General features: G+C 59.5%; 21 protein-coding genes and 1 pseudogene. 9 read left to right on the forward strand and 13 right to left on the reverse strand.

What is annotated here, in order from left to right; translation table 11 throughout:
* Positions 1-99 precede the first annotated feature (99 nt).
* Genes CUN63_RS28390 through gnd form a run of 3 tightly spaced genes read right to left on the reverse strand, consistent with a single transcriptional unit; the run spans position 100 to position 3418 of the window.
* Entirely contained in the window at positions 100-921 is an 822-nt protein-coding gene (locus CUN63_RS28390; RefSeq protein ID WP_111450047.1) for an HAD family hydrolase, read from the reverse strand.
* Complete coding sequence (zwf, locus tag CUN63_RS28395; protein WP_129444373.1) at positions 918-2441, reverse strand: glucose-6-phosphate dehydrogenase; 1524 nt, start codon at positions 2439-2441, stop codon at positions 918-920. The genes CUN63_RS28390 and zwf overlap by 4 nt, the downstream gene beginning before the upstream one ends.
* Positions 2438-3418 (reverse strand): phosphogluconate dehydrogenase (NAD(+)-dependent, decarboxylating), encoded by a 981-nt coding sequence (gnd, locus tag CUN63_RS28400; RefSeq protein ID WP_129444375.1) that lies wholly within the window; start codon positions 3416-3418, stop codon positions 2438-2440. Before gnd ends, zwf begins: the two co-directional genes overlap by 4 nt.
* 270 nt (positions 3419-3688) lie before the next feature.
* Between gnd and CUN63_RS28405 the strand changes: the two genes are divergently transcribed.
* The 3 genes and pseudogenes from CUN63_RS28405 to CUN63_RS28415 all read left to right on the forward strand — a co-directional run bounded on the left by CUN63_RS28405 (position 3689) and on the right by CUN63_RS28415 (position 6607).
* The gene (locus tag CUN63_RS28405; RefSeq protein WP_129444377.1) at positions 3689-3871 is read left to right on the forward strand and encodes a DUF6026 family protein; all 183 of its coding nucleotides are present in this window, start codon (positions 3689-3691) and stop codon (positions 3869-3871) included.
* Between the two features lie 196 nt (positions 3872-4067).
* Positions 4068-6304 (forward strand): annotated as a pseudogene (locus CUN63_RS28410) (TonB-dependent siderophore receptor).
* Positions 6305-6400: 96 nt separating this feature from the next.
* On the forward strand, positions 6401-6607 hold the full coding sequence (locus tag CUN63_RS28415; protein WP_046054123.1) for a hypothetical protein: 207 nt from the start codon (positions 6401-6403) through the stop codon (positions 6605-6607).
* Between the two features lie 48 nt (positions 6608-6655).
* Here the strand turns inward: CUN63_RS28415 and CUN63_RS28420 are convergent, their stop codons facing one another.
* The 5 genes from CUN63_RS28420 to CUN63_RS28440 form a co-directional block, all read right to left on the reverse strand.
* On the reverse strand, positions 6656-7147 hold the full coding sequence (locus CUN63_RS28420) for a GNAT family N-acetyltransferase (RefSeq protein WP_129444379.1): 492 nt from the start codon (positions 7145-7147) through the stop codon (positions 6656-6658).
* A gap of 113 nt (positions 7148-7260) precedes the next feature.
* Positions 7261-7842 carry a DinB family protein gene (locus tag CUN63_RS28425; RefSeq protein ID WP_129444381.1) on the reverse strand — a complete coding sequence of 194 codons (582 nt, stop codon included), beginning with the start codon at positions 7840-7842 and terminating at the stop codon, positions 7261-7263.
* Positions 7843-7858: 16 nt separating this feature from the next.
* Positions 7859-8977: a cell division protein ZapE gene (zapE, locus tag CUN63_RS28430; protein WP_129444383.1), complete on the reverse strand. Its 1119-nt coding sequence runs from the start codon at positions 8975-8977 to the stop codon at positions 7859-7861.
* A 26-nt stretch (positions 8978-9003) separates the two neighbouring features.
* Positions 9004-9345, reverse strand: coding sequence for a nuclear transport factor 2 family protein (locus CUN63_RS28435; RefSeq protein ID WP_056739979.1), 342 nt, complete (start codon positions 9343-9345; stop codon positions 9004-9006).
* Between the two features lie 52 nt (positions 9346-9397).
* Positions 9398-10114 (reverse strand): YafY family protein, encoded by a 717-nt coding sequence (locus tag CUN63_RS28440; protein WP_129444385.1) that lies wholly within the window; start codon positions 10112-10114, stop codon positions 9398-9400.
* A 114-nt stretch (positions 10115-10228) separates the two neighbouring features.
* Between CUN63_RS28440 and CUN63_RS31795 the strand changes: the two genes are divergently transcribed.
* The gene (locus tag CUN63_RS31795; protein ID WP_165353213.1) at positions 10229-10366 is read left to right on the forward strand and encodes a hypothetical protein; all 138 of its coding nucleotides are present in this window, start codon (positions 10229-10231) and stop codon (positions 10364-10366) included.
* A gap of 134 nt (positions 10367-10500) precedes the next feature.
* Here CUN63_RS31795 and speB read toward each other — a convergent pair whose 3' ends face one another.
* Together speB and CUN63_RS28450 are read right to left on the reverse strand one after the other, a co-directional pair.
* Complete coding sequence (speB, locus tag CUN63_RS28445; RefSeq protein WP_129444387.1) at positions 10501-11460, reverse strand: agmatinase; 960 nt, start codon at positions 11458-11460, stop codon at positions 10501-10503.
* Positions 11461-11473: 13 nt separating this feature from the next.
* Positions 11474-12565 carry a polyamine ABC transporter substrate-binding protein gene (locus tag CUN63_RS28450; protein ID WP_129444389.1) on the reverse strand — a complete coding sequence of 364 codons (1092 nt, stop codon included), beginning with the start codon at positions 12563-12565 and terminating at the stop codon, positions 11474-11476.
* Between the two features lie 101 nt (positions 12566-12666).
* Between CUN63_RS28450 and CUN63_RS28455 the strand changes: the two genes are divergently transcribed.
* From CUN63_RS28455 to CUN63_RS28465, 3 genes are all read left to right on the forward strand, one after another.
* On the forward strand, positions 12667-13560 hold the full coding sequence (locus CUN63_RS28455; protein WP_129444391.1) for a LysR family transcriptional regulator: 894 nt from the start codon (positions 12667-12669) through the stop codon (positions 13558-13560).
* 171 nt (positions 13561-13731) lie between these two features.
* Positions 13732-15204, forward strand: a complete 1473-nt coding sequence (locus tag CUN63_RS28460; RefSeq protein ID WP_129444393.1) for a nucleobase:cation symporter-2 family protein — start codon at positions 13732-13734, stop codon at positions 15202-15204.
* Positions 15205-15261: 57 nt separating this feature from the next.
* Complete coding sequence (locus tag CUN63_RS28465) at positions 15262-15735, forward strand: LEA type 2 family protein (protein WP_129444395.1); 474 nt, start codon at positions 15262-15264, stop codon at positions 15733-15735.
* A gap of 208 nt (positions 15736-15943) precedes the next feature.
* Here the strand turns inward: CUN63_RS28465 and CUN63_RS28470 are convergent, their stop codons facing one another.
* Positions 15944-16867 carry a carbon-nitrogen hydrolase family protein gene (locus tag CUN63_RS28470; RefSeq protein WP_129444397.1) on the reverse strand — a complete coding sequence of 308 codons (924 nt, stop codon included), beginning with the start codon at positions 16865-16867 and terminating at the stop codon, positions 15944-15946.
* Between the two features lie 85 nt (positions 16868-16952).
* Here CUN63_RS28470 and CUN63_RS28475 point away from each other — a divergent pair, with 85 nt between their 5' ends.
* Complete coding sequence (locus tag CUN63_RS28475; protein WP_129444399.1) at positions 16953-17867, forward strand: LysR family transcriptional regulator; 915 nt, start codon at positions 16953-16955, stop codon at positions 17865-17867.
* Between the two features lie 101 nt (positions 17868-17968).
* On the opposite strand, the gene CUN63_RS28485 is transcribed toward CUN63_RS28475, so the two are convergent.
* The gene (locus CUN63_RS28485) at positions 17969-18220 is read right to left on the reverse strand and encodes a hypothetical protein (protein WP_129444401.1); all 252 of its coding nucleotides are present in this window, start codon (positions 18218-18220) and stop codon (positions 17969-17971) included.
* A gap of 165 nt (positions 18221-18385) precedes the next feature.
* Between CUN63_RS28485 and CUN63_RS28490 the strand changes: the two genes are divergently transcribed.
* Positions 18386-18703 carry a YqjD family protein gene (locus CUN63_RS28490; RefSeq protein ID WP_123364977.1) on the forward strand — a complete coding sequence of 106 codons (318 nt, stop codon included), beginning with the start codon at positions 18386-18388 and terminating at the stop codon, positions 18701-18703.
* A gap of 295 nt (positions 18704-18998) precedes the next feature.
* Here the strand turns inward: CUN63_RS28490 and CUN63_RS28495 are convergent, their stop codons facing one another.
* A complete protein-coding gene (locus CUN63_RS28495) occupies positions 18999-20039 on the reverse strand; it encodes an Ldh family oxidoreductase (RefSeq protein WP_129444403.1) in 1041 nt (346 codons plus the stop codon).
* Between the last annotated feature and the right edge of the window lie 102 nt (positions 20040-20141).

Here is a 20141-nt window from a genome sequence, read left to right on the forward strand (position 1 = left end):
GGTCCGACTTGCTCGCGAAAGCGGTGTGTCATTCAACATTAACGTTGCCTGACACGGCCTCTTCGCGAGCAAGCCCGCTCCCACAGGGGTTTTGTGTGGTTATCGAGGGAGAATGTAGCGCTCGATCGCCTGGGCCGCACCGTCCTCGGTATTGGCGCCCGTCACCACGTCCGCCTGGCGCTTCACTGCCTCTTCCGACTGCCCCATGGCAATCGACAAGCCTGCGCGGTGAAACATCGCCGGGTCGTTGCCGCCATCGCCCAGCGCCGCGGTCTGCTCCAGCGGCACACCGAGAAATTCGGCCAGTGTCGCCAGCGCTGCACCCTTGTTGGCTTGCATCGCGGTCACGTCCAGATAAATCGGCTGTGAACGGGAGACCTGTGCCTGGCCTTCCACTTTGGGCAGCAGGAGCGCTTCCAGCTCAATCAACAACTGCGTGTTGTTGCTGGTGGCGACGATCTTGTCGATGCGTTCCAGGTACGGCTCAAAACTCTCGACCACCACTGGCGGATAACCCAGGCCGTGCTGTTCACGAGGCACCATTGGGCCGTTCGGATCTTTCAGCAACCAGTCGCCACCACTGAACACCCAGATTTCGATGTCCGGCCGGTCGGCAAACAGCGCCAATGCCGTCAGCGCCGCCGTTGCCGGCAAGTAATGCGCGACCAGCAAACTGCCGTCCGGATTGACGATGGTGCCGCCATTGAAGGCTGCCGTCGGCAGGTCGACGCCCAGGGCTTCAATCTGCTGCAACATGGCTTTGGGTGGACGGCCGGTGGCCAGGCTGAACAACACGCCCGCCTCGCGCAAGGAACGGACCGCTTCTATGGTGCGTTGGCTGAGACTGTGATCAGGCAGCAACAAGGTGCCGTCCATATCACTGAGCAGAAAACGGATGGGTTGCGACGTGGTATCACTCATCCGAGACCGTGCCAGACGCGACCGTCGCGAGTCAGCAGATCTTCCGCAGCCTGCGGGCCGTCTTCGCCAGCGGCATAGCTCTGCACGCTCACGTCCTGCTGCCAGGCATCAAGGAAAGGCTGTACGGCGCGCCAGCCGTTCTCGATGTTGTCGGCGCGCTGAAACAGCGTCTGATCGCCGGTCAGGCAATCGTAGATCAGGGTTTCATAGCCGGTGGACGGCTGCATTTCAAAGAAATCCTTGTAGGCAAAGCCCAGTTCGATATTGGCCATTTTCAAGGCCGGCCCGGGCCGTTTGGCCAGCAGATCGAACCACATGCCTTCGTTAGGCTGAATCTGAATTCGCAGATAGGTCGGTTGCAGCTCATCGACCTCGGTATCGCGGAACTGCGCATACGGCGCCGGTTTGAAGCAAATGACAATCTCGGTGTCGCGCACGCTCATGCGCTTGCCGGTGCGCAAGTAAAACGGCACGCCGACCCAGCGCCAGTTGTCGATCATGACTTTCAGCGCGACGTAGGTTTCGGTATTGCTGTCGGGCGCCACGTTGTTTTCCTGGCGATAACCCGGCAACGGCTTGCCATCGATTTCGCCGGGCGCGTATTGGCCGCGCACCGAGTTGGCCAGTGCTTCCTCGACCGACCAGGGGCGAATCGCACCGACCACCTTGGCTTTCTCGCCGCGTACCGCATCGGCGCCAAAAGCGGCCGGCGGCTCCATTGCGACCATCGCCAGCAATTGGAACAGGTGATTGGGCACCATGTCCCGCAAGGCGCCGGTGTGTTCATAAAAACTGCCACGGGTTTCCACGCCAACGGTTTCGGCGGCGGTGATTTGTACGTGGTCGATGTAGTGATTGTTCCAGAACGCTTCAAACAGGCTGTTGGAAAACCGGCTGATCAAAATGTTCTGCACGGTTTCCTTGCCCAGATAGTGATCGATCCGGTAGATCTGGTTTTCCGTCATCACCTTGAGCAAGCAAGCGTTCAAGGCTTCGGCAGTATGCAGATCGGAACCGAAGGGTTTTTCGATCACCACCCTTCTGAACGCTTCTGGCGACTCTTGCAGCAAGCCGGCGGCGCCGAGACGACGCACCACCTCGCTGAAGAAACGTGGCGCGGTGGCCAGGTAGAAGACGGCGTTGCCGGTGCCGCTGGCGGCGATTTTCGCCGCCAGGGCTTGATAGGTGCTGTCGTCCAGGAAGTCACCCTGGACGTAGCTGATGCCTTTGGCCAGCTTGGCCCACAAGTCCGGGTCAAGGGCCTGATCGCCCTTGCCGACCTTGGTGGCCACTTCGGCTCGAATGAAGTCTTCGAGTTTTTTCGCAAAGGCTTCATCGGTGATGGCGTTGTGGTCGACGCCGATGATCCGCAGTCCATCCCCAAGCAGACCGTCACGACTCAGGTTGTACAGCGCCGGCATCAGCAGACGCTTGACCAGATCACCATGGGCACCGAACAGGAACAGCGTGGTCGGTGGTGCGGGTTCTGCCTTGGATTTATTGCGGATCAAACGGGTCATTTTTTCGAAGTCTCCACGTGGCCGCCGAAGCCGAAGCGCTGGGCCGAGAGAATCTTGTCGCCAAAGGTGCCTTGCCCGCGCGAACGGTAGCGGGAGAACAGCGAGTTCGACAGCACCGGTACGGGAACCGATTGCTCCATGGCGGCTTCGATGGTCCAGCGACCTTCACCGCTGTCAGCCACTTCACCTGTGTAACCGTCGAGTTTCGGATCGCTGGCCAGCGCGTCGGCGGTCAGGTCGAGCAACCAGGACGACACGACGCTGCCACGACGCCAGACTTCGGCGATGTCGCCGACGTTAAGGTCAAAACGCTGATCTTCCGGCAGGTTGGTGCTGGCCTTGGTCTTGAGGATGTCGAAGCCTTCAGCGAAGGCCTGCATCATTCCGTATTCAATGCCGTTGTGGATCATTTTCACGAAATGGCCCGAACCGGCCGGGCCTGCGTGGATGTAACCGCGTTCGGCACGATCGTCTTCGGACTTGCGGTCCTTGGTCCGAGGAATGTCGCCCAGGCCCGGTGCAAGGCTTTCGAACAGCGGATCAAGGCGTTTAACCACCTCGGCTTCGCCACCGATCATCATGCAGTAGCCCCGCTCCAGGCCCCAGACGCCGCCGGAGGTACCGACGTCGACGTAGTGCAGGCCTTTTTCCGAAAGGGTTTTCGCCCGGCGGATGTCGTCCTTATAGAAGGTGTTGCCGCCGTCGATGATGGTATCGCCAGCTTCGAGCAAGGTGCTCAGGGTGTCGATGGTGTCTTCGGTCGGTGCGCCGGCCGGCAGCATGACCCACACCGCACGTGGCTTGGCCAGGCCAGCGACCAGCGCCGGCAGGTCGATGACGCCAGAGGCGCCTTCTGCGGCCAGGGTGTCGACAAAGGCGGTATTGCGATCGTAAACAACGGTGGTATGACCGTTAAGCATCAGGCGCCGCGCAATATTACCGCCCATGCGGCCCAGTCCAATAATCCCGAGTTGCATGTGCTGATGCTCCCTACTACAAATAATGTGTGTCAAAGGTTATAGCCCAACGCGACTCATTCGACTTAGTCCAGCGTTGGGGCACATAGTTTCCGGGCATTGTGCCCGATCCAGATTGATAACGTCGGTAATCGCGCCGAAGACACAACGACCATAAAAAATAAAAAAGTTCCCTTCCGGGGCAAAAGAAATCAAAATCGCAGCCGATAGTAAATAAGCACCGATGTCGGGGCGGATTTACAGTTGAGACAGCCATTTGCGAGGTGAGCAATGGGCACAGTACACGCAGCACTGCCAGCACAAACCCTTTACGTCACGATCCGTCGCGATGAATTGCGCCAGTTGAAAGACGAGCGCGACCAGTTGAAGCAGGAGCTCGCGCATTTGCGCTTGTTGACACAAAGCAATCAGGCCCAGCCTTTGCCCGTCACTCACCGTGTGCCTCACGCCTGATCCCCTCGCTTGATTCGGAAGCAGCCCAGTGCTGTTTCCGACCTGCCATCCCCCTTTCCCTACGCCATTGCGCGACTGCTCTGTCAGACACCCCCCCCAAAGATAATAACTATTCTCGTTTAGAGCTAAATCCCGCCTCTCCCCTTCGTCTTTTAACAAACGGAATTTTTTCTTCGAAGACAAGGAGTCGGCTGCGATGTTCGCGCCTATCACCCGTTCCATGACTTTTACCCTGGGCCTGTGCAGTGCCGCCCTGTGCCCCGACTTGCTGGCTGAAACCGGCCCTGACAAAGAGCCTGGCCGCCCCCTCGAACTGGGCGCCACCAATGTCACCGCCCAAGGCTTGGGCAGCACCACCGAAAACACCGAGTCATACACCACCGGCGCCATGAGCACTGCGACGCGCTTGAACCTGTCGATCAAGGAAACACCGCAATCGGTGTCCGTGGTCACGCGTCAGCAAATGGACGATTTCAAACTCGGTACGCTTTCCGAAGCCATGGGCCAGACCACCGGCGTGGTGGTTCAGCACAACGATTCGGATCGGGTCAGTTATTCGTCCCGGGGTTACACGATCAGAAATTTCCAGGTCGATGGCATGCTGAACACCTTCAGCTACATGAAGTCCGACTCGGACACCATCATCTACGACCGCATCGAAGTGGTTCGCGGAGCAACCGGCCTGACCACTGGCGCCGGAGACCCTTCGGCCACCATCAACATGGTGCGTAAACGGCCGACGTCGCAGTGGGAAGTCCAAACCGGGGCCAGCGGTGGTAGTTATGACGACTACTACAGTTATCTGGATGTCGGAGGCCCAATGGCTTTCGACGGACGCGTGCGCGGACGCAGCGTGCTGGCCTATCGCGACAGCCATTCGTTCCGCGACAAGTACCAGCAACAACGTGAAGTCGGCTACGGGATTCTTGAAGCCGATTTGACCGATGACACCGTATTGGCGGTGGGTTACGACTATCAGAACAAACACGTCCAGGGCTCCTCCTATGGCACCACGCCCTATTGGAACGCTGACGGAGGCAAAGCGAACCTGGGACGCTCCACCAACATGGCCACGTCCTGGAGTTCCTGGCCGTTAAAGGACAAGACAGCGTTCGCCACTCTGGACCAACAACTGGGCGCCGGCTGGCACTTCAAAGCAGCCTACACGCACCGCGAAAGCGATACGGACGGCAAGTTGTATTACGGCGGTGGCGGCTTCCCGAATGAGGACCGCAGTGGCATGAGCGCCTACTTGGGCCATATGCTCGGGACGCAGAAAATGAAGGCTTACGACTTTAACGTGGCAGGCCCCTACTCGCTGTTCGGTCGGGAACACGAAATGATGTTCGGGTATGGCGAGGCCGAACGCCGCGAAGAAAGTCCCTACCTGGTTGAGGGCGCACAGCCGTCGGGTTACTTGAACATCCCCGACTGGAAGTACATGGGCGGCATCGCCAAGTATCCCGACACCGTCACCCACCTTTCAGGTTCAAAAACAATACCCGCCAGAAGGCTGGCTATCTGGCCACTCGCCTGAGCCTGACGGATGACCTGCACGCGGTGCTCGGCAGTCGTTATGGCAGTTGGAAAGCCTCGAGCACGACCAACAGCTACGACGACAACCTGCAGTTGAGCAGCGTCGATGCTACCCGTCAGGAACACAACGACATGTGGACGCCCTACGCCGGGCTGCTCTACGACCTCACCCCCGAATACACGGCGTACATCAGCTACACCGACATCTTCAACCCGCAAGACAACCGCGACAGCCATCGCAAATACCTCAAGCCAGTGGTGGGCAGCAACTATGAACTGGGCCTCAAGGGCAGCCTGCTTGAAGAACGTCTGAACCTCGCCACCGCGTTGTTCTGGAGCAAGCAGGACAACGTTGCCGAACGCGACGACTCGGTACCGCCGGACCCGGTGACCGGCGAGGAGTTCTTCAAGTCAGGCGGCAAAGGCAACAAGGTTCAGGGTTTCGAAGTCGAGGTCTCTGGCGAGGTCATGGCCGGCTGGAATATAACGGCCGGCTACACCTACACCCACTCGGCCAATGGCGAGAAGAAACGCGCCAATACCAACCAGCCGCTGAATATGTTCCGGCTCTCCACGGCCTATCGCCTGCCCGGCGATTGGCAGGCACTGACGGTGGGTGGCGCGGTGAACTGGCAGAGCGATGTGTCCCGCGCCGCCAGTCGCCCGGTGGGACGTAATACCGATGGTGCGGTGATCACCGAAAGGACCAACATCCGGCAGGAGGCTTACACGGTGGTCAAACTGATGTCGCGTTATGAGTTCGACAAGCACCTGTCCGCCTCGCTGAACGTCGATAACCTGTTCGACAAGAAGTATTACGACAACGTCGGGTTCTATAACGGTGTGTTTTGGGGTGACCCGCGCACGGTGACCCTGAGCCTGGACTGGAAGCTCTAGACGCAGGTAATTCCCATTTAACGGAATCGGCGGATAATGTCCCTTCGACATTGCTTCATGGAAGAAAGGACCCGACAACTCGTAGTGGGGCACACCATGAAACGTACAACCATGATCCTCGCCGGCCTGATGATGTTCAGTTCAACAGCTGCATTCGCCGAAGGTGGCGCTGAACGCATGCGGTACTACTTTGAGAGCCTGCGGCTCAGCCAAGAGGCGAATCAAAGTAACGCCAGCAACACCGCTGAAATCAGGGTTCCGGATGATCAAACTGCGCAAGTGACAGAGCACTACAAACCGTAACGACAAAGGGCGTCCTGATGGACGCCCTTTTTGTTTGCTCGTAATACCTTAAAGCGCCTTGGTCCAGAACAGCATCCGACCGTGCGCCGGGTCGAACATGCCTGCAGCAAAACCGAACTTGCCATAGGAAGCCTGGGCGACAGCATTACCTTCCAGCACCTCCAGTGTGATTTTGCAGCAACCGCGCTGGCGAGCGATGTCCTCGACCTTTTGCAGCATCTTCTGGCTCAACCCCAAGCCGCGAAACTTCTTCACCACCACCACATCGTGCACATTGACCAACGGCCGACAGGCGAAGGTCGAGAAACCTTCAAAGCAATTGACCAGTCCGGCCGGCTCGCCACCGACAAAGGCCAGAACGCTGAACGCGTGGGGACGTTTGGCCAGTTCCGCCGGCAGTTGCTTCAACAAGTCGGCGGGCAACGAGTGGCCGCCACCCATCGGGTCTTCGGCGTAAGCATTCAGCACCAGTCCAATAGCCTCGGCATGCACTGGATTGGTATAGCTGGCCTGAAGTACAAGAATTTCTGCGGATTCCATTTCCACCCTCGTTCACACATTAAGTTGCCCCAGTGCATCTCGCACTGAAGGGCCGACCGACAATATCGCGGGCACAGCCGTGTCGACAACCCGATCCTGCTGTAATTTTTCGCTCAAGCGCCCCAGATCAGCGCCTCGGTCCACCCCAGCTCGGCAAAATCCTCAGCCCTCAGGCCTGACTCACCAGCACAGAAAAACTCGTCCAGTTGCGGTGGTTTGACCGAGGTACCGCTGAGCATGGCGTGAACCTGCCCGCGATGATGAATCTGGTGCTCGAACAGATGGGAGAGCATGCGTACGCGGCTCTCATGTTGCGGCGTGTCCCGGGCGATGGTCACGATCTTGCCGAGGTCGGCGTCGCGCATTTGCTCGCAGTAGGCGATCAGTCGACGGTCCACCAGCGCTTGTTCGCGCTTGAGGTGTACCGCTTGCGTAAACGGCTCGTCCTGATTGAAAAACACGTAGCAGTCGGGATGCGGATCGTCGCCGCGCAACTCCCGCTCCAGCGCATCCACGTAAAACCAGTCGCAGGTCAGGATGTGATTGAGGGTCGCGCGCAGACTGGGAAAGAAGCTGACCCGCCGTGCCGCCAGATCGGCCGGGCTCAACTGGCTCCAGGCCTTGGCGAGTCGATGATTGGCCCAAGCGTTTTGATAGGCCATGGTCAGAAGATGGTGCGACAAAGGCTGATTCATGTTCGCGGCTCCTTGTTCAAGCTTCGGCGAAACGTTGCAGCTGCATTTCCTGTAAACGGCTGAGGGTGCGGCGGAACGGAAACTCCAGATATCCCTCGGTGTACAACGATTCCATGGGCACCTGCGCTTCGAGGCACAGCGGCACCTTGCGGTCGTAGCACTCGTCCACCAGGGCAATGAAACGCCGTACACCGTCGTCATGCACCGACAATTGCGGCAGCTCGCGATCACCCGCCACCACCCGTTCGACGCCGTCTTCAGTGCCTCGGGCGATGCGCCCTTCGCGCTTTTGCGCGCTAAGGTTGGGCACGTCACTCAACAGAATAGCGCTGAAGGTATCGCACAGGGCGATGAAATCCATGGCGGCAAAAGGCTGTTCACAGAGATCGGCGTAACGAGTCCAGAGTACGGCTGGGCTGGCCTGCACGACATTGAGTGGGCGGTAGCCCACCTTGATTGGGTCACTGGACACCAACTGGCCGACGGTCAATGCCTTGAACACTTCTCCCAGAGCGCTGGGTTGCCCCGGTGCCGCCACCCAGTAACGTTGCAAACCTTTGCCGGGGTGCAGGCGATGATCTTCGCCGCCATCCACCGCAATCACCTGCATATGTTTCTTGATGGCCTCGATGGCGGGCACGAACCGGTCGCGATTGAAACCATCGGCGTACAGCTGGTCCGGTGGCTGATTGGAGGTGCAGACCACCACCACGCCCTGCTCGAACATCACCTGAAACAAACGCCCGAGAATGATCGCGTCGCCGATGTCGTTAACGAACAATTCGTCAAAGCACAGGACCCGCACTTCCTCGCTCAGTTCGCGAGCCAGCGCCTTCAACGGGTCGGCGGTGCCGGTCAGTTGAAACGAACGCTGATGGACCCAGCCCATAAAGTGGTGAAAGTGTTGGCGACGGGCCGGGACCTTCAGGCTTTGGTAAAACTGGTCCATCAACCAGGTTTTGCCGCGCCCGACCGGGCCCCAGAGGTACACGCCAGTGATCGGCGTACGCCCTTCATGCAGCGCCTCGTAGCATTTCTGCAGCGCCCACACGGCATGTTCCTGGGCTTCGTCCTGGACGAAGCCCTTCTGTTCGATGGCGTGTTGCCAGGCGCTAAAGGGGGAGTCGACATTCATGCGCGGCAGTATGCCACGCGGTCTGGTTAGAGAGAGATGTCTAGCCGGGCGATCTTGCCCTGTTCATTCAGGCGAAACATGTAGCGCAATTCCAGCGGGCTGCCGGGAAACGTTCCGGAGATCAGGTTATGCACCAGCACTTTGCCGGTGCGCAGTTGCACGTCGAGTACTTCGACCCGTGGCTGGTAACGCTGGGCGGTGTCTTGCATCCATTGCGCGATGGCGTGAGTGCCGACCTGGTGCTGGCCTTCATCGAACACATTGGCATCCTCAGCGAAAAAACTGGCGACCCGCGAGGTGTCGCGAGCATTGGCCGCAGCGATATAGGCGGCGATGGCGGGTGCCAGTGGAGAGGCGGGATTGGACATGGTTACGGCTCCTTGTTTGTTGATTCTGGAGCCATGCTAAAACAAGCCTGTGTCAGTTCTTGTCAGGAGTGAAGCGCCCTGCTTCATCCAGTTGCATCTGCTTGCGCCAGGTGCGCAACAGGTCGCTGCGTCGCCCCGGATAACGCTCGCCCTGCTCGTTCGCCGCCGAGATCCGGTCAGTGCGAAAGGTGCGATAGGCGCTGCGCAATTCACACCAGGCGACGATGATTCGCACCTCGTTTAGAAACCCCAGGGCCAGCGGCCAGATCAACCGCTGACTCGGCACCTGGTTGGCGTCCGCGTAATCGATGTGCAGCTTGGCCTGATCGCGGATGGCCTGGCGGAACACATTCAGTGGCACGACGTTGGGCGCAAAGCCATAGCCGGGCGGCCCCGGCAACACCGTCGGGTTGCGTAACGCGTCCAGCGCTTCAGGCGCCAATACCGCGGCAATCTTGGCCAACGCATCTGCCGCAGCCTTGCTCAACACCTCATCGCCGCGCTGATCCACATAGCGCAACCCCAGCACGATGGCTTCGGTTTCATCGGCGTTAAGCATCAACGGCGGCAGAAACAAACCGCTGCGCAGCACGTAGCCGATCCCCGCTTCGCCGTAGATTGGCGCGCCAAGGGCGGTGAGTTCGGCGATGTCGCGGTACAGCGTACGCTCGGAAATCTCCAATTCGCCAGCAAGTGTTGCCGCGGTCACTGGACGACTTTTGCCACGCAGCACTTGCAACAAGGTCAGTAAACGAGTGGTACGCGACACGATCAGCAGGCTCTGTCCGTAAAAGTTGTCGGAGCTTAGCAGAGGACCCTGTCAGAAAGTGGCAGTAGCGATGACGCCGATGGTCGGCCTTTCTCTTGCGAACGGGAAAGCGCCTTGACGGCCGTTGCCGCGGAACTGGGCGCGGCGGGGCATATTCGACTGGGGTTGGTGGTGGATCAGCTGAAGCTGGCGGATGCGTGCCAGCGGATTGCGTTGTGTGCGGCGGACCTTCTGGAGACCCGTCGGGCCTGAAGTTGTGCTGGCTTTGATGGCCCCTGCGCAAGACACAAGCGGGCTTGCTCGCGAAAGCGGACTGACATTCAGCTTAAATGTTGAATGTTATGTCCACTTCGCGAGCAAGCCCGCTCCCACATTTTTCTTGTGTGTTACCGGTCGACCTTATGTTTAGCTGCATACAAACACAGCATTTCCATCGCCAACGTCGCCGCCGCCAGTGAGGTAATGTCCGCACTGTCGTAGGCCGGCGCCACTTCCACGACGTCCATTCCCACCAGATTAATCCCGCGCAAGCCACCCAGGATTTCCAGCGCCTGCACCGTGCTCAAGCCGCCGCACACCGGCGTTCCGGTGCCTGGAGCGAAAGCAGGATCGAGGCAATCAATGTCGAACGTCAGGTACACCGGGTTATCACCGACCCGCGCCCGAATGGCCTCGACAATCGCATCAACACCACGTCGATGCACTTGTCGCGCATCCAGCACCTGGAAACCCTGGTGATCATCATTGGTGGTGCGCAAGCCGATCTGCACCGAACGCGACGGATCCACCAACCCTTCCTTGGCCGCGTGCCAGAACATCGTGCCGTGATCGACGCGCTTGCCGTCTTCGTCCGGCCAGGTGTCACTGTGGGCGTCGAAGTGGATCAACGACAGTGGACCATGTTTACGCGCATGGGCCTTGAGCAGCGGATACGTGATGAAGTGATCCCCGCCGAACGTCAGCATCGCGCTACCGGCGTTGAGTATGTGTTCGGCATGGGCTTCGATGCTTTCCGGCACCGAATGCGGTGTGCCGTAATCGAAGTCGCAATCGCCGTAGTCGATGACCGCCAGATGGTCGAACGGGTCGAAGGCCCACGGCCAGTGACGTTCCCAGGCAATCCCGGTGGACGCGGCACGAATGCCGCGTGGTCCGAAACGCGCACCGGGACGGTTGCTGGTGGCAGTGTCGAACGGGACACCGCTGACCGCTACGTCAACGCCGCGCAAGTCGCGACTGTAGCGACGACGCATGAAACTGGTGATACCGGCGTAGGTACTTTCGGCGGCGGTGCCATAGAGGCTGTCGCGGGTCATGGCCTGATCGTTTTGCATCGGGACGTCCATCTCAGGTTCCTTATTATTGGCGGCTACGGAAAGTGGTCCACAAGCGAGTGCGTTGACGCATGTCCTTGAGGCTCATGCTGCGGTCGGCGTACAGCCGGTCACGCACGTCGGCGGGTGGGTAAATGTCCGGGTCGGTGCGCACGGCCTCATCCACCAGCGGCGTGGCGGCCTGGTTGGCGGTGGCAAAGAACAAGGTGTTGGTCAGTGCTGCGACGGACTCCGGACGCAACATGAATTCAATGAACTGGCGTGCGGCTTCGGGATGGGGCGCGTCCTTGGGGATCGCCAGGTTGTCCTGCCACACGATCGTGCCTTCCTTGGGAATCCGGTAGGCGATTTCATAGGGTTTGTTGGCCTTGCGCGCCTGATCGGCGGCCATGCTCGCGTCACCGTTATAGGCCAGGGCCAGACAGACACTGCCGTTGGCCAGATCATTGATCTGTCGGCCACTGGCGATGTACAACACGTTAGGCTGCAACTGATGCAGCAACGCTTGCGCCGCGTCCAGGTCGTTCTTGTCTGTGCTGTAGGGATCTTTACCCAGATAGTGCAACGCCAGACCGATCACCTCCTGCGGCGAGTCAATGATCGCGATGCCGCAGTCCTTCAGTTTGCTGGCGTACTCCGGTTTGAACAGCAGGTCCAGGCTGTTGAGCGGCACGTTCGGCAAGCGTTTCTGCACCGCTTCGACATTCATCCCAAGCCCCAGCGTGCCCCAGGTATAGGGGACACCGTAGAGATTGCCCGGGTCGACCGCGGCGAGTTTTTCCAACAGATCCGGATCAAGGTTGGCGTAGCCCTTCAGGCCTTCGTGAGGAATGGCCTTCAGCGCACCGGCCGCCAAGCCACGGGCCAGCACGCTGGACGATGGCACTACCACGTCATAGCCGCTGCCACCGGTGAGCAGTTTGGTTTCGAGCACTTCCGGCGCGTCGAACGTGTCGTAACGTACGTGAATGCCGGTTTCCTGCTCGAACCGCTGCAAGGTTTCCGGCGCTACGTAATCGGCCCAACTGTAGAGATTGACGACTTTTTCCTCGGCTTGAGCCGATACGGCCATGGCGAGAAACAGCGCGGGGAAACACAGTTTGAAGGTGGGAGCCATGACGAACACCTGACCAGAGGAAGTGGATGCAGAATGCGTCGTCGGATACATTGGTGAAATATCAAGTTTGTTATCCTGACTTTATCCCGGAGTAATGTTTGATGCTCGGCCAACTCCATGATCTCGATCTGCAACTGTTGCGCCTGTTCGTCAACGTGGTGGAGTGCGGCGGTTTCAGCGCGGCTCAGGGTGAGTTGGGCTTGAGCCAGTCGAGCATCAGCCAGCAAATGGCCAAACTGGAAACCCGACTCGGCTATCGCCTGTGCAGTCGCGGCAAGGGTGGTTTCAAGATCACGCCCAAGGGTGAACAACTGCTCAACGCGACTCGTAGCCTGTTCGAGTCCATCGAAGCCTTCCGCCACCAATCCAATGGTGTGGCCGGGCGTTTGATCGGCGAGGTTCGTCTGGGGCTGTCCGAAGCACTCGATCAATCCGTGCTGCAACGGGTGGCCGATGCGATCCGGCGCTTTCGTGAACGGGACGAGTCGGTACGTATCGAGTTGATCAGCGCCATGCCCGGCGAAATGGAACGGTTGCTGCTGCAACAACGACTGGACCTGGCGATCGGCTATTTCTCACAAGTGCAAAGCGCTTTTGACTACCGCGAACTGTTTACCGAAACCCAGCACCTGTATTGCGCCCCCGGCCATCCGCTGTTCACCGACGATGCGCCTGATGATCTAGCGCTACAGGCTTGTGATCGGGTCGATCACCCTTACCGTTTCCTGCGCAGCGACGAGCCCTTCCAGGGGAAGATGTGTTCGGCGCGCTCGGAGCAAGTCGAAGGCACCCTCGCCTTCATTCTCTCCGGCAAGCATGTCGGTTATTTGCCCGAACACTTTGCCCGGAGCTGGGAAGACAAGGAATTGCTGCGCGCCGTGCGTCGTGGCGATATGAGTTTCGACGTGGCATTCCATCTGGCCCGCCATCGCGCCCAGGTGCCGGGGGATGCGCAAAAAGCCTTTGAAGAGGATTTGTTGGCGGCGTTTGCCTGAAGGTCAAAAGATCGCAGCCTTCGGCAACTCCTACATGAGATTGGCGTAGGAGCTGCCGAAGGCTGCGATCTTTTGATCTTGCTTCGGTCGTTTTTTTGCCGTGGCCCGACCGTTCTGGCATCCTGCGCCTCCATTTTTTGACCCGGCCCGCCTTCTGGCATGCACACCACCATGACCGCCTCTGAAAAAGCCCCTGCCCCGCGCAATAACGACCTGATTTACGGCCTCGACGATCGCCCGCATCTGACCGCCACCGTCTTCGCTGCCCTGCAACACGTACTCGCCAGTTTCGTCGGCATCATCACCCCGACCCTGATCATGGGGGGCGCCCTCGGCCTGCAAAGCGAAGTGCCGTACCTGATCAGCATGGCGCTGTTCGTCTCGGGGCTGGGCACGTTTGTTCAGGCACGACGTTTCGGCCCGATCGGTTCCGGCCTGCTGTGTCTGCAGGGCACCAGCTTCTCATTCATCAGCGTGATTCTCAGTGCCGGTTTCATGGTCAAGGCCCGGGGTGGCGGCACCGATGAAATCCTGTCGACGATCTTCGGTGTGTGCTTTTTCGCCGCCTTCATCGAAGTCGTGTTGAGCCAGTTCATCGGCAAATTGCGGATGCTGATCACCCCGGTGGTGACCGGCACGATCATCACGCTGATGGGCCTGTCGCTGATCAAGGTTGCCATGACCGACATCGCTGGCGGCTTCGGTGCGGCGGATCTCGGCGCGGCCAGTCATCTGGCCCTGGCGGCCCTGGTGCTCGGAACGATTGTGCTGTTGAACCGGGTCGATGTGCCGTTCCTGCGCCTCGGTGCGATCGTCATCGGCCTGACCTTCGGCTATGTCGTGGCCTGGCTGATGGGTGACGTCAACTTCACCAGCCTGCCCGACGTACCGCTGATGAGCGTACCGGTGCCGTTCAAGTACGGCTTTAACTTCGATTGGGTGGCGTTTGCGCCAGTGGCGGTGATTTTCCTCGTCTCGCCGCTGGAAGCCGCCGGTGACTTGACCGCCAACTCGATGATTTCCCGGCAGCCCGTCAAAGGCCCGATCTACATCCGCCGGATCAAGTCCGGTCTGCTCGCCGACGGCCTCAACTCGGCCATGGCCGCAGTGTTCAACAGCATGCCGATGGTGACCTTCGCCCAGAACAACGGCGTGATTCAGCTCACCGGCGTGGCCAGCCGTTACGTGGCGTTCTTCATTGCCGGTTTGTTGGTGGTGCTGGGGTTGTTCCCGATGATCGGCGCGGTGCTGCAGCTGATGCCCAAACCGGTACTCGGTGGCGCTGAACTGGTGATGTTCGGCACCGTCGCCGTCGCCGGGATCAAGATCCTCGCCGAAGCCGGCCTGCACCGGCGCAACATGCTGATCGTGTCGATTTCCCTCGGCATGGGCCTGGGTGTTGCGGCGGTTCCGGAAGTGCTGCGCGAGTTGCCGAAGGCGCTGCACAACATCTTCGAATCGCCGATCACCGTCGGCGCGTTGTGCGCTATCGTGCTGAATATCTTCCTGCCCGAAGAGTTCATTGAGCTGGAGGAGGACGATTTCGATCCGGAAGCCTCGATCCTGCGGGTCATGGAAAACCCGGATGTCCCGGCCAAGGGTGAACCCGTCTCGCCTGCCGCTGTCGCACCCTTGAACCGCTAGAAAATGCTCGAGGCCGAGCCACTGGCGGTTCGGCCTTTTCTTTAAGAGAGCACGTTTATGCGCAGTGTCCACGCCGTTATCCTTTCCCTGCTTTTGCTCTCCCTGAGCGCCTGTGCCCTGTTCCCCAATCGCGACCCGCTGAACATCAACGTGGTCGGCTTCGAGCCGCTGCAAAGCCAGGACATGGAAGTACGCTTTGCCGTGAAAATACGCGTGCAAAATCCCAATGAAGCCGCGATTGACTACAACGGCGTGGCCCTGGACCTGGAGGTCAATGGCCAGCCACTCGCCTCCGGTGTCAGCGATCAATCGGGTTCGATTGCACGCTTTTCCGAAACCGTGCTGACCGTTCCGGTAAGTGTTTCGGCGTTCTCCGTGCTGCGCCAGACCCTGGGCCTGAGCAAAACCCAAACCCTCGACAACCTGCCCTACGTCCTGCGCGGCAAACTCGCGGGCGGCTTGTTCGGCACGATGCGTTTCGTGGACAGTGGAAAACTCAGCCTGCCAACGTCGACGACCGGCACCTGGTAAGTTCGATTCAAGGAGCGACAAAGAACATGGAAGCCACCTTCACGCTCTACACCGAACTCTATTCATGAACACAACAGGTGTGAACGTCACAAATCAAATGTGGGAGCGGCGGTGCGGCGATCCGACTTGCTCGCGAAGAGGCCGGCACATCCAGCATAGATGTTGAATGTTATGGCCCCTTCGCGAGCAAGCCCGCTCCCACAGGGGGTTATGCGGTGAAGCTAACACCCGGTTTGGCGCGCTCATCTACTGTCAATTCGAAGACGTCCGGGCGCGCGTAGTGCCCCACCACGTCGAAGTCGTAACGGGCACGGACCAGATCATCGGTGTCGATTTCTGCGGTGAGCAAACCGGCGCTGTCACGCAGAGGTCCTGCCAGAATATCGCCCATCGGCCCGACGATCACGCTGCCACCGGCAATCAATGGCCGGTCCGCCGGCCAGTTGGCGATCTCCACGCCCAAGGCTTGCGGTGAATCCTGAACCTGACAGGCGCTGACCACAAAGCAGCGTCCTTCATGGGCGATATGGCGCATGCTGACCTGCCACATTTCCCGCTCATCCACCGTTGGCGCGCACCAGACTTCCACGCCTTTGGCGTACATCGCGGTGCGCAGCAACGGCATCATGTTTTCCCAGCAAATCACCGCACCGATCCGCCCGATCTGACTGTCGATCACCGGCAGCGTCGAGCCATCGCCTTTGCCCCAAATCAACCGCTCGGTGCCGGTGGGCATCAGTTTGCGGTGCTTGGCGACCAGCCCGGCCTGCGGATCGAAATACAACGCGGTGCAGTACAAGGTGCTGCCGGCGCGTTCGATGACACCGATCACCAGGTTGGCGCCGGTGCGCGCAGACAACCCGGCCAATGCTTCGGTTTCCGCGCCGGGCACGTCGATCGCATTGGCGAAATACCGGGCAAAGGCTTCACGCCCTTCCGGCAGTCGATAACCCAGCTGAGTACCAAAGCCCTCGCCTTTGGGGTAACCGCCGAGCAACGCTTCCGGCATGACCACCAGCGCAGCGCCGGATTCGATAATCGCGTTTTCCCAGGCAAGGATCTGTTCCAGGGTCTCGGCTTTGCCGCCGGGTAAAGAGCCGATTTGCAGTGCAGCAACGATTGACTTGGGCATCGCAGTAACTCCGAAAGCAATGAGGTGTTGCTCATTCTCAGGCGCCACGGGATCATGAATAAAGCCCCATTCACTGCTGAATGATATGAACCAAATGAATATCGCCACCGTCGATCTCAACCTGCTGAAAGTCTTCGAAGCGCTGCATGAAGAGTCCAGCGCCAGCCGGGCCGCGTTGCGTCTGGGCGTGACGCAATCAGCCGTCAGCGCCGCACTGCGAAGGTTGCGCGAGGTGTATGGCGATCAGTTGTTCGTGCGCACCGGTCGAGGACTCGCGCCCACACTCAAGGCCAACCAGTTGAAACCGGTGGTCAGCGATGCCCTGAACAAATGCCGGCAGAGCCTGGCGATGGTCGATCCGGCCGCCCACCATTACGACGGGCGCTCGGTGACCGTGGGGATGTCAGATGATTTCGAGATCGCTTATGGGCGCCGGCTGATCGAAGAAATCGCCCGCGTCGCGCCGAAGCTGCGGTTGATCTTTCGTCAGACCCATAGCCAGATCGTCGCCCAGGCGTTGATGGAACGCAGCATTGATCTGGCGATCACCGCCGGTGGGTTTGCCGAGCGCTTGCTCAGCCGTCAGGTGTTGGGAGAAGGCGGTTATCTGTGTTTGGTGGACCCGCTCAGCCTGGCCGAGGGACAGCAAACCCTCAGCCTTGATGAGTTCGTCGACCGCGAGCACATTCTGGTGTCGTCGGGCGGCTTTATCGGGATCACCGATGAGGGGCTGGCGGCGCTGGGGTTGACTCGGCGGGTATGCGCTTCGACCACACACTTTGCCGCGTTGCCGCACTTGCTCAAGGGCAGTCAGGCCGTGGCGACCATTCCGGCCCATGCGGCCCAAAGCATTGCAGCGCTCAGCGGGCTGGCACTGCTGCCCTGCCCTTTGGCGTTGCCGCGTTACCCGATCGAACTGGGCTGGCGCACCAGTACACAGCTCGATCCGGTGGTGCTGAAAGTACGGGAAGCGATTGTCGCGAGTTTTGCGAGCGCGTAGGAGCTGCCGCAGGCTGCGATCTTTTGATTTTGCTTTTTTAAAACAAGATCAAAAGATCGCAGCCTTCGGCAGCTCCTACAGAGATGTGTGTCGGGTTCAGGTTACTTGGCAGCCATCAGACGATTAATCTCGCTGCGCACCATGTTCGCGAATTCCGGGGGCGACATGCCGTCAAGCTCGGCACGGACCCACTCCGCCCATTTGCCTTTGCGCTTGGCGCGTTCACCGAACAACCGCGCGGCCTCGCCCTTGGACTTGCCCAGGTTGCTTTGCCAGAGATCGAACAGACGGGATTTCTCATCTTCAAGCGCAGCGCGCTCGGCAAGGGGTTTGTCGGCCAGATTGAAGCTCATGGGAGTTACCTGCTGCGTAAAATAGGCGCCATCTTACACTGTAGGAAGAAATGTCCGACTCAGGATTTTTCCTCAGGGTTGGGTCAACGCGAAAATCCACTGCAACTTTTTCGCTGACGACAGACTCCATTGTTCACTGTCCATTTATCTGCAAGGAGTACCTCAATGGCCCGAAAAACCGCCGCACAAGTCGCCGAAGACCAGATCAAGGATCAAGCCTTCAGCGAACTTCAGGCTCTGATCGAAGAGTCGGAAAAGCTGCTCAAGAGCAGTGCCTCACTGGTGGGTGAGGAAGCGGACACACTTCGTGGGCAGATCGCCCAGAAACTTCAGCAGGCTCGGGACTCCGTCACCAGCGTTCGAGACCGGACCAAACCTGCGGTCGAAGCCACTGAAACCTACATCGGTGGTCATCCGTGGCAAACCGTGGCGATCTCTGCCGGTTTCGGCCTGGTAGTCGGGTTGTTGCTGGGCCGGCGTTAAGCGGTTCTGCTTTAGGTACAAAAGCAAAAAGGCGAGCATTGAGCTTAATGCCAATCAGTTAAGAAACGACACAATCCGTAGCAGCTGGCGAAGCCTGCGTTCGTCTGCGCAGCAGTCGTAAAACCTGGGTTTGCGGTCTTCCTGAAACACCGCATCGTCTGATTTCACGACTGCTGCGCAGCCGAACGCAGCCTTCGGCAGCTGCTACAAGGAAGTGCGTCGCAGCTGAAATTGCTTAACTGACCGGCATTAAGCAACGAGCTCGCCTTTTTCTTGCCCGGGTTTTATGCAGGACTCAGAGTCCGGCCAATTCCCGCAAACTCGCCAACGTCTGAGTATCGAGCCGGATGCCTTCGGTGCTGGACTTGGCCCGTTGTTGGTGACGTCGATCACCTGGCAAACGCTTGAGCCCCACACCGTGCATCTGCCGGACCAGTTCCTGACTGCGCTCGGCAAAACTCTGCCCGGCCGCCTTGCTCGGGTCGATCACGATCAACAGTTGGCCAGTCCACGGTGTCTTGGCGCCCGGATGATTCGACCAATCGAACTCGAAGGAAAAATTGCCACCGGTCAACGCCGCCGCCAACAGTTCCACCATCATCGACAGCGCCGAACCTTTATGCCCGCCAAACGGCAGCAATGCGCCACCCTCAAGAATCGCTTTCGGGTCCTGGGTCGGCTGGCCGAGACCGTCCACCCCCATGCCTGGCGGCAGACGCTCACCCTTGCGTGCGGCGATCTGCACATCGCCATGGGCAATGGCGCTGGTCGCCAGGTCGAAGACAATCGGATCGCCGTCAGCCCGAGGGGCGGCAAAAGCAATCGGGTTGGTCCCGAACAGCGGACGATCGGCACCGTGCGGCACCACGCAGGTCATGCTGTTGACCACGCTCAGCGCCACCAGCCCTTCATAGGCAAAGGGCTCGACATCCGGCCACAAGGCTGCGAAATGGTGGGAGTTACGAATCGCCAGCACCGCAATGCCGGCACTCCGGGCTTTTTCCACCAACAAACCGCGTGCTGCGGCGAGGGCCGGTTGGGCGAAACCATTACCGGCGTCGACCCGGACAAAGCCCGAAGCCACGTCCTCGACCACCGGCACGGCCTGGCCATTGACCCAGCCGCTCTGGAGCGTCGACACGTAACCGGGAATGCGGAACACGCCATGGCTATGGGCGCCATCGCGTTCTGCGCCGGCGCAGTTGAGGGCCAGTATCCTGGCCACCTCGGCGGAGGTGCCATGGCGCTGAAAAATCTGCTCAAGCAAAAGAACGAGCGCGTCGAAATCGAGCGTTTGAGTGTTCGAACTGACGGCCACTTCGGGCGTTGCGGTCATCTGAAGCTCCAGTTTTATTATTGAGTACGGGCAACAGGGTGAAGCGAGGTTGCAGGGCAACCCAAAACAGTTGTCGATTAAGCGCTGTTCTACCGGCTTCCT

The sequence above is a fragment of the Pseudomonas sp. ACM7 genome, from assembly GCF_004136015.1.
Lineage (GTDB): Bacteria > Pseudomonadota > Gammaproteobacteria > Pseudomonadales > Pseudomonadaceae > Aquipseudomonas > Aquipseudomonas frigoris.